At 54.3% G+C, this 8,000-nt stretch carries 8 protein-coding genes; 2 read left to right on the top strand and 6 right to left on the bottom strand.

Annotated features, from left to right (window positions below; genetic code table 11):
* From AADA04_RS00250 to AADA04_RS00225, 6 genes are all read right to left on the bottom strand, one after another.
* A partial coding sequence (locus tag AADA04_RS00250) for a HupE/UreJ family protein (RefSeq protein ID WP_340691218.1) occupies positions 1-899 on the bottom strand: 899 nt, incomplete at its 3' end.
* 124 nt (positions 900-1,023) lie between these two features.
* On the bottom strand, positions 1,024-3,771 hold the full coding sequence (locus AADA04_RS00245) for a TonB-dependent receptor (protein WP_340691217.1): 2,748 nt from the start codon (positions 3,769-3,771) through the stop codon (positions 1,024-1,026).
* A gap of 66 nt (positions 3,772-3,837) precedes the next feature.
* Positions 3,838-4,110, bottom strand: coding sequence for a hypothetical protein (locus AADA04_RS00240; protein ID WP_340691216.1), 273 nt, complete (start codon positions 4,108-4,110; stop codon positions 3,838-3,840).
* Between the two features lie 130 nt (positions 4,111-4,240).
* Complete coding sequence (locus AADA04_RS00235) at positions 4,241-4,864, bottom strand: hypothetical protein (RefSeq protein WP_340691215.1); 624 nt, start codon at positions 4,862-4,864, stop codon at positions 4,241-4,243.
* Positions 4,865-5,136: 272 nt separating this feature from the next.
* Entirely contained in the window at positions 5,137-6,147 is a 1,011-nt protein-coding gene (locus AADA04_RS00230; RefSeq protein WP_340691214.1) for a M48 family metalloprotease, read from the bottom strand.
* A complete protein-coding gene (locus AADA04_RS00225) occupies positions 6,140-6,559 on the bottom strand; it encodes a BlaI/MecI/CopY family transcriptional regulator (protein ID WP_340691213.1) in 420 nt (139 codons plus the stop codon). Before AADA04_RS00225 ends, AADA04_RS00230 begins: the two co-directional genes overlap by 8 nt.
* A 428-nt stretch (positions 6,560-6,987) precedes the next feature.
* Here AADA04_RS00225 and AADA04_RS00220 point away from each other — a divergent pair, with 428 nt between their 5' ends.
* Both AADA04_RS00220 and AADA04_RS00215 read left to right on the top strand, forming a co-directional pair.
* On the top strand, positions 6,988-7,500 hold the full coding sequence (locus AADA04_RS00220) for a DDE-type integrase/transposase/recombinase (protein ID WP_340691212.1): 513 nt from the start codon (positions 6,988-6,990) through the stop codon (positions 7,498-7,500).
* 92 nt (positions 7,501-7,592) lie between these two features.
* Positions 7,593-8,000 (top strand): hypothetical protein (locus tag AADA04_RS00215; protein WP_340691211.1); only part of this gene is annotated, 408 nt, incomplete at its 3' end.

Genomic DNA, 8,000 nt, shown 5'->3' with positions numbered 1-8,000 from the left:
CGGACAACATAAGCGTCACGGATCTCAGCCGCCGCATCCCCGGAGAGCTGATGGGACCCATCAGGCGCGTGTGAGTGGCCATGCGCATCATCCGCCGATTGGGCAGTCTCTGCCGAGGGCACCGGTGCAGAAACCGAACTGGCCTGATCACTTGCCTGGCTGCGACCGCTGGCTTCCATTTCCAGATGGGCATGGATGTGGTCATCCCGGCTGATCGGGTAATCTTCAGCCATGGTCGTGTGAAACACGCCATGCATCTGCATTATGAAAAGAACGAACCCGGCGAACATGAGCGCCACGTTTATGTATACGCTCGCCATATTGAAAAACTTGGTTCGTCTCAGAAACCCAAGAACGATCCACATAACAGCCAACGCTGCAATCTGTCCGAATTCAACGCCGACATTGAACGACAGGATATGCATCAGCAGGCCGGAATCTTCACGTATCGGCAACTGCTGTAGACGCGTCGACAATCCGAATCCGTGAATCAACCCAAATATCAGGACCATCATCACGAGGTTGGGAGATTTCGTCCCGAACAGTTTTGGAAACCCATTGAGGTTTTCAAAACCCTTGTAGATCACCGTCAGCGCGATGATTGCGTCGACGAAATAGTAGTTGGTCGTAATGCCAAGATAGGTCGCCGAAATCAGCGTTATCGTATGACCTATAGTGAAGGCAGTCACAAATTTCAGTATCGACGAAAAACTGGTGAGAAAGAACATCACACCAAACAGGAAAAGAAGGTGATCATAGCCGGTGATCATGTGCTCAGCACCAAGAATAAGGTACTGAAGGTCGCCGCCTTCGATCATACGCCGCCGGGCTTCCTCCGAAATCCCATGGGCGCTTGCCAGCGGCGCATAGACCGCGAGACAGGCGAGTAGCGGCGCCAATTTTGTCACTCGCTTAAGTAACATTCTTTACTCCAATAAATTCAATGTTTGGTGTGTTCTGGTGTCGAAAAGACCGACGCCGGGACGAGATCGCCTCGTCCCGGCGCTGGCCAGGCTGGGAGGATTACTCCAGAACCCACGTTGCGCGAGCGTAGAGATACCGACCCAACAGAGAATAGGTCATGGTGTCAGTGTTACCGTCAGACCAGGAGCGGACATACGGTGCTTTCTTGTCGAACAGGTTGTCGACACCGGCGCTGAGCTTGAGTTGGTCATTGACCTGATAGCTGCCCTGCACATTGTGGTAGAGCACCGCGTCAATATCCGTTCCGACCGCTCCTGGCGCGCCAAAATAATCGGTAGCTGAACCAATTATCTGGACGTTGTATACGCCGGTCAGGCGATCATTTCTGGCCGTCCAGGAGGCGTTTGCCCGCCATTCGGGATAGCCACCATCGCAGCAACCCACACCGCCATCATAGACAAATGGTGTATCGCCTTCGAACGCGCTGACTTCGTATTTCATCAGATGCGTCGCCTGGAAGGCCACCGAATGATTGAACGCGAAGGCAGAGAAATCATATGTGGCGCTGAAATCGATGCCAGTCATGACCTCATCGCCAGTGTTCGCGCTTTGGGCCGACAGGAAGTTGATGTCACCTGTCAGAGCGTTACGCGAGTGATGTGTCGGTCCACAGAACGGATGTGACAAGCCGATAGACGTGTAGCAGGACGCGAGCTTGGAAGAACCTGACGTCTGGCGAATGGCATCCTGGATATCGATATCGAAATAGTCGACTGTAAAGGACAGACCGGGGACGAAGCTGGGTTGGACCACGGCACCAACAGTGAAGGTTGTCGCGTCTTCAGGCTCAAGATTGATATTGCCGCCCCTGTCCGTGAGAATGGCCGATCCAAACTGCGTATAGGAGGTAGGCACACCAGCAGCCTGGCAGTTTTGATAGACAACACTTGCGGGATCCAGGCTCGCCCAGTTGGAGCATGGGTCGGCAGTCGGAATCTGGCCCTCGCTTACGCCGGAGAAAAGCTCCGTCACGCTGGGAACGCGAAACGCAGTCGAATATGTTCCCCGGATCTTAAGATCAGGAATGATCTGCCAGTTGACACCAACCTTGTAGTTTGAATCCGATCCAAAGAGATCATAATCCGAGTAGCGCAGGGCAAGGTCGAGATCGAGCGATTCAATCATCGGCGCGCCGCGAACGACCGGCACATTGACCTCCGCATACAGTTCCTGCGCCTCAATGGAACCACTGACTGGGTCCTGGGCATTGCCAAGCGCATCGCCTGCGACCAGCAGGGAATCGGGCTCAATCCACCCCTTGTCTTCACGATACTCGAACCCGGCGGCAAAGCCGAGCGGTCCGGCAGGAAGCTCGAACAGCGACCCAGCAATGTTTCCACTAAAGCTGATTTGCTCGTTTCCGCCTGTATCACGCTGGTTCATGAGAACGTAGTCGCCGACTTCAGCTGTCAGATCACCTTCACCCAGGATATCCGCGCACGGAATTCCGTTCATTCCGCAAAGAGTAGGATCAAGTGCCTCGCCGAGGCGGCGCGTATTGATGTTGTTCTTCAGAGCATCAACAGCGGTGTTGCGACCCCAGTTGAGCGCAACGTCATAGTTCCAACCGTCAAAGAGATCGCCTTCAATTCCTGCAACCAAGCGCCATGTCGAAACATCCTGCTCGAACTGGCGCGCACCAAATTCCGCAGTGCGGCGACGCAGCAGCGTAAGATCCTGTCCCGTCGGATTTGTTGGGTGCGCGGCGTCGAATGCGATGTCGCTGAGCGTTGCTGGCGAACCTGGCTGGTTCGATGTTCTCCAGTTGAACAGTGCTTCACTGAAGAAGTTGATAGAGTCAGTAAGCTCATATTTGCCTACTGCGCCAAAGGTGACCCGCTCTACTGGATTTGACGCGTTGAAGAACGGGTTAGAATTGAAACCATGCGCGGTAATGTCAAACGGCTCATATGCATCGCCACCGATAAAGTTGATCTGATCGCCATTCGCAAAAACCGCGCGACCGCCAGCCGTGCTCGAGCTGCCCGAGGTGCACTCGAGGTCGCCGTCTCCATCAGTGTCGGCAAGCGAACACGGCGCCCGAGTATCAAGTGGCGCCGCTTTGTTGTTCTGATAGTTGGCGCTGAAAAGGAGACTACCGCGTTCGCTGGCGACGCCCCAAGTCAGATCGACCAGGTATTCTTCCGCATCCCCTTCATCAGAGATACCGAACTTCGTATCCAGCTTGAAACCTTCGAACCGATCCTTGGTGATCAGGTTGACAACACCTGCCACCGCATCTGCACCATAGACCGCCGAAGCGCCGTCTTTAAGCACCTCTACGCGTTCCAGCATCGACACGGGTATCATGTTCAGATCGACCGAGCTGTTCGCGCCCGAACCACCGGCGACGACTCTGCGTCCATTCAACAGCACCAGTGTCCGGTTAGAGCCAAGACCGCGAAGGTTTACCTGCGCGGTGCCCCAGCCCCCCGCCACCCAATAGGCGGCATTTGAGTTGCCAGCAAAGCCAGCCGAGAATGATTGTGTTTGAAGCAGCTCTTCGACATTCGTGATCCCCAAACCATAAATGTCTTCATTGTCCAGCACCGAAATCGGACCGACGCTTGTCAGATCCAGACGCTGAATCCGGCTGCCCGTGACAACCACCTTCTTCTGCGTCGACACACTGTCTTCTTCCGGTTCGGCTTGCACAGCAACAACCTCGCCAGCCTCTTGCGCCTGCATACCGCCTGCCAACATGCACGACAGCCCGAGCGTCATCGCCGTAGACAGCAAAAGCCGCTTGGTTAGCCCACCTTCTTGCTTAACAATTTTCATATCCATAACCACCGCTCCTAGATTTTGGGTTCCGATAATTCAGCCTCTATTGAGGCGTTCAAAACAACCTGACTAACTTCGATTCAGGGCACTATTAAAAAGAGGAAAATCCCGCGAATTCTGGTCGGCCGCACAAAAAACCGACACAGGCTCGGTCTTTTGCTCAAAATCTGGCACAGAAAACGGGCTTGCCTGTCCTGAAGCTTTGGCCATCACGTTTTTCTTGTCGCGAGAATCGTAAAAAGAAGGGCCGCTCCACCGACAGAATTCCGCATTCAGAGCGCCGAGTCGGTACACGCGGCTCGCCCAAGACATCACTTCAAGAGGATTGGACAGAATGAACAATTCTTGGGCTCCAATGTGAACATTACATAACGGCAAGACTATTGCCCAAAAACCGACTGTCAATGTGTTTTCAGGCTTCTTTACGAAATATCTGGTTCCACATTCATTCCTTGTACGTCTTCACTTGGGATCAAAGGGAGAGTGAAAGCGCTATACCAGCAGCTATTCCCGAACGGGATACCGTTGCGGCCCCCGTATTGTTCACGTCATCCACAAAAGAATCCTTGTCCGCATAATCCCATCGCAAAAAAGCGCCGAGTTCGGCAGTTTGCGTGACGGCATATCCCGTCCCAAATTCCAGCCCGGCATAAGTCCGGTGCTTTGAGCCATCACCTGGAACTACGGAACCGCCACGTCCGATCGCGTAATATGACCACCGGCCCACTCCCCATTCAGGCCCACCGGAAACCTCAACGCCGTAATCTTCAGTGTGAACGTCATAGAATCCAAGAAATGTTGGCGACATTGGCATATCCAGCTCGACCGCCAGATCGAACTCAAGGCTATCACGCGAGACCTCCCCGGGATAAGTCAGCCAGTTTGCTGATACATCCACGACGTATCCAGCCCCCGCCCATATCATACCCACCGAATAATCGGCCTCATCTTCAAAGACCGCTTTGTCATCCAGCATAGCCCGCCGATAGACCGCGCCGTAGAAAAGGCTGTCACCGGCCGGCAACTCCACGGCAGCGGCCATCTCAAGTGATAAACCGCTGATCTGCTCGCCGCGATCCATCACAGCAGACGACATGACAGACTCCGCCAGAAACTGCGCACCTTCCGCATGCACCACCAGAGGCGCTAATCCGATACTCGCACCGACCAATAAAAGGGGCTTCAGAAGTCGTCCGCCACGTATGGTCCTGCCTTTACCGGACGCAACTGTCCGACCGCGCATGGCGCACGCACAACCAGGACTATTCACACTTGGATTGCTCAAGATTTTCATATCTTTCCTCAGATAACACCGATCCTCGATAGGTTTTCTAGGCGCCATGACGCCCAATGCATATGGATATCGAACTATTTCAGAATATAGCCGAGCGCCGTTTCGAGCGCATGATGTATCGGTTCCGCCATGATGAATGCCACGATGATCGTGTAGCAAATCAGCCGTTCAATAATCTCCGAGAGCCCCTGCTCAGTCGAAGCGGGCGTATTGATAAGCCAAGCCACCCGTCTTTCGATTGATTGTCCGAAAACGGAGAAAACATAAGCATCTTCACGTTCGCCAAGCTCCCTCATTTCGCCCAACCGAATGCGTCCAAGCTTCACGAGCGTGTCAGCAACCGCGAACCCATCCCCGCATTGCTCGGCGGCAAAGCGGTCACATTCAAATTCTGCCGAGAGTAAGAACTCATCGGTCAGTCCTTTTTTTGCGCGCGGCAAAAACGGTACCGTCAATATCTGCAGTATGAACATGCCGATGCCATCAAACCGGCTCGCATGGCTCCGTTCGTGGTTGAGGACGATGTCCAGTTCGTCTGGCCCCAGCCTCTGGATTAAGCCCTGGCTTATAATCACGCGCCGACGAAGGATTCCCACACAGAACGCTGCAGATCTGTCGGTATCCAGAACCCATGCGTCCAGTTGCGCATCAAAAGAACAGCACAGATCAAGCTTTCGGCAGAGTTGGGAATGCACGAACAGGCGCCATCCGCTGAGCGCAGCCATTCCGCCACAAAGAATGACCATCATTGCGCCAAACAGGCTGAACCATAGTCCCGCAACACCCGACGGTTCGTGCGGCAAGCAGGCCCGAGCAGCCAATTCGACATGACAGTGCGCCGGAACGACATTGAAACCCGCAGCGACAGGTACGGCCGAGCAGGAGACAAGGACGGCCGCACTGATCGTGAGAGGAAGCGCCGCATAGCCAAAAACAACGCGCGAATAATGACGCGGGTTAAGCTGTGCCTGATGGCGATGGAGGGCGGGCCAGGCAGCGCTCAGGCAAGCCCCGGCCAGAAAAAAGGCAACAATCGCAGCGAGAAGCGCAATACCAAAGCTCTCGTAGAGTGATGCGCTAACCATTCCCCTCTCCGGATTTGGCTGCCGCCTCTTCGCGCTTGTCCTTGATCATCTGCTCCAACAGATCCAGGGCCTGCGTGTCGCTTTCCACCGCATGGTCGAGAAAAGCAAGGAGATAATTGTCTTTAGAATCCGTCGTGAAGGATTGCAGAATATCATCGATAACCCGCGATATCATCTGCATGCGGTTTACTTCCGCCCGATAAACATAGGCGTGACTAACCTTTTCGCGCGACAACAGCCCCTTTCGGAATAGGCGCTCCATGGCGGACTGCACCGTATTCAACGAATTGGCATCGGAGGAACCTAATTCGCGGAAAACGGTCTTAACTTCAGCGCCCTCTTTTCGCCAAAGATACCTCAGGATTGAAATCTCAAGCGGCCCCAGAGCAATTTTTCCAGTTCGCACCGACATGTACAAGGCCTTCCGGGACAGTTCGTCTAGGGTGAAGCCTATTTTGAATAAAACCGACGGTCAATGTGTATTTGGCAAAGGCAGCACGTCCCACGCTCTCCGCCTAAAATGCAGGCATTGTCAGGAGAACCGGCCTTGAGGCGACATATCCGAGCGTTTAGTCTGCTAATATGGCTGGGAACCCATTTCGCTACTTCAAGACTTAGCCCGAGATCATCCAGCTAGGCGTACTCATGTATGTCCAATTCCCGCTGTCCATGAGGAACGTTGAAGACCTTCTCCACGAGTGCGGCATCGATGTCTGCCACGAAAGCGTCCGCCTCTAGGTCGATCGGTTCGGCAAATACTTCGCTTACAAAATCCGGAAATGCGGGTCGGAATCGATGCGACGCAAACCCCAATAGCGGCAGCACCTGGACGACGTCTTCGTGAAGATACGCGGCGAGAGGGACTATCTTTGGCGGGCTGTCGACCACGAAGGCGCAGTTCTCGAATCCTATGTCACCAAGAAGCGCGACGAAGCCGTTGCCTTGAAATCCTTCAAAAAATCAATGAAGCGCTATGGCAGCCCGCACATCGTCGTGACGGACAAGTATCCTTCTTACCAGGCCGCGATGAAAGTCATCAGCAATGACGATCGCCTGGAAACGGGCCGGCATCTGAATAATCGCGCCGAGAATTCACACCTGCCCTTCCGCAGACGAGAGCGGGCGATGTCTCGTTTCCGGCGCATGCGAAGTTTACAGAAATTCGTTTCAATCCATTCCTCAGTGTACAATCACTTCAACTTCGAAAGGCATACCAACACCAGACTCGGTTCAAACAAAATACGATGCCGCCCTTCGCGAGTGGCGCGATCTTCTTGTCGCCGATCACCTGCTCATACGCGAATAACCGAGACTGGTTCGTACGAGACTGACACCATAATTTGCTCAGTTTAAACGCCCTGCCGCTCATACGAAGGCGTTTGCCCTGACAATCCCCTCCCTGACCGTATTTGCGCTTTAGCGTCTCTGGTGATAGCTGGTAATTTATGACTTTGTTTACCCGCCTTTTGATGATTCTTGCGGTTGCTGCATTTGCGGCAACCCCCATCATGGCGTGTTGCATGACCGGTCACGCCCAGACGCACGCAATGACAATTCAAGCTGAAGCGCCGCCCTGTCATGACGAATTGGCACCTGACGCCGCCAAACCAATGCCTGGTGACATGGTGGCAGACTGCCCCGGTTGCGCGGATTGTGAATCCGCGATGCTCGCCGCCAGGACAGCTGATCAGGCCACTCTGCTCTCTTCGGCAGGTCAGGTTCAGCTGTCGCCGGTAGAGGTCAATCGCTGGACCGGGTACGACATACCCCGCACCCTGCGAACAACGGGTCCACCCCGCGCCTCGCCGCGATTGCCCACCACCCCCGTCTCCCTGAAGCAACGCCTCCTGGTC

This window comes from Hyphomonas sp., assembly GCF_037969335.1.
Classification (GTDB): domain Bacteria; phylum Pseudomonadota; class Alphaproteobacteria; order Caulobacterales; family Hyphomonadaceae; genus Hyphomonas.
The sequence above is the reverse complement of the archived record's forward strand: the minus strand, read 5'-3'. Positions and strand labels throughout refer to the sequence as shown.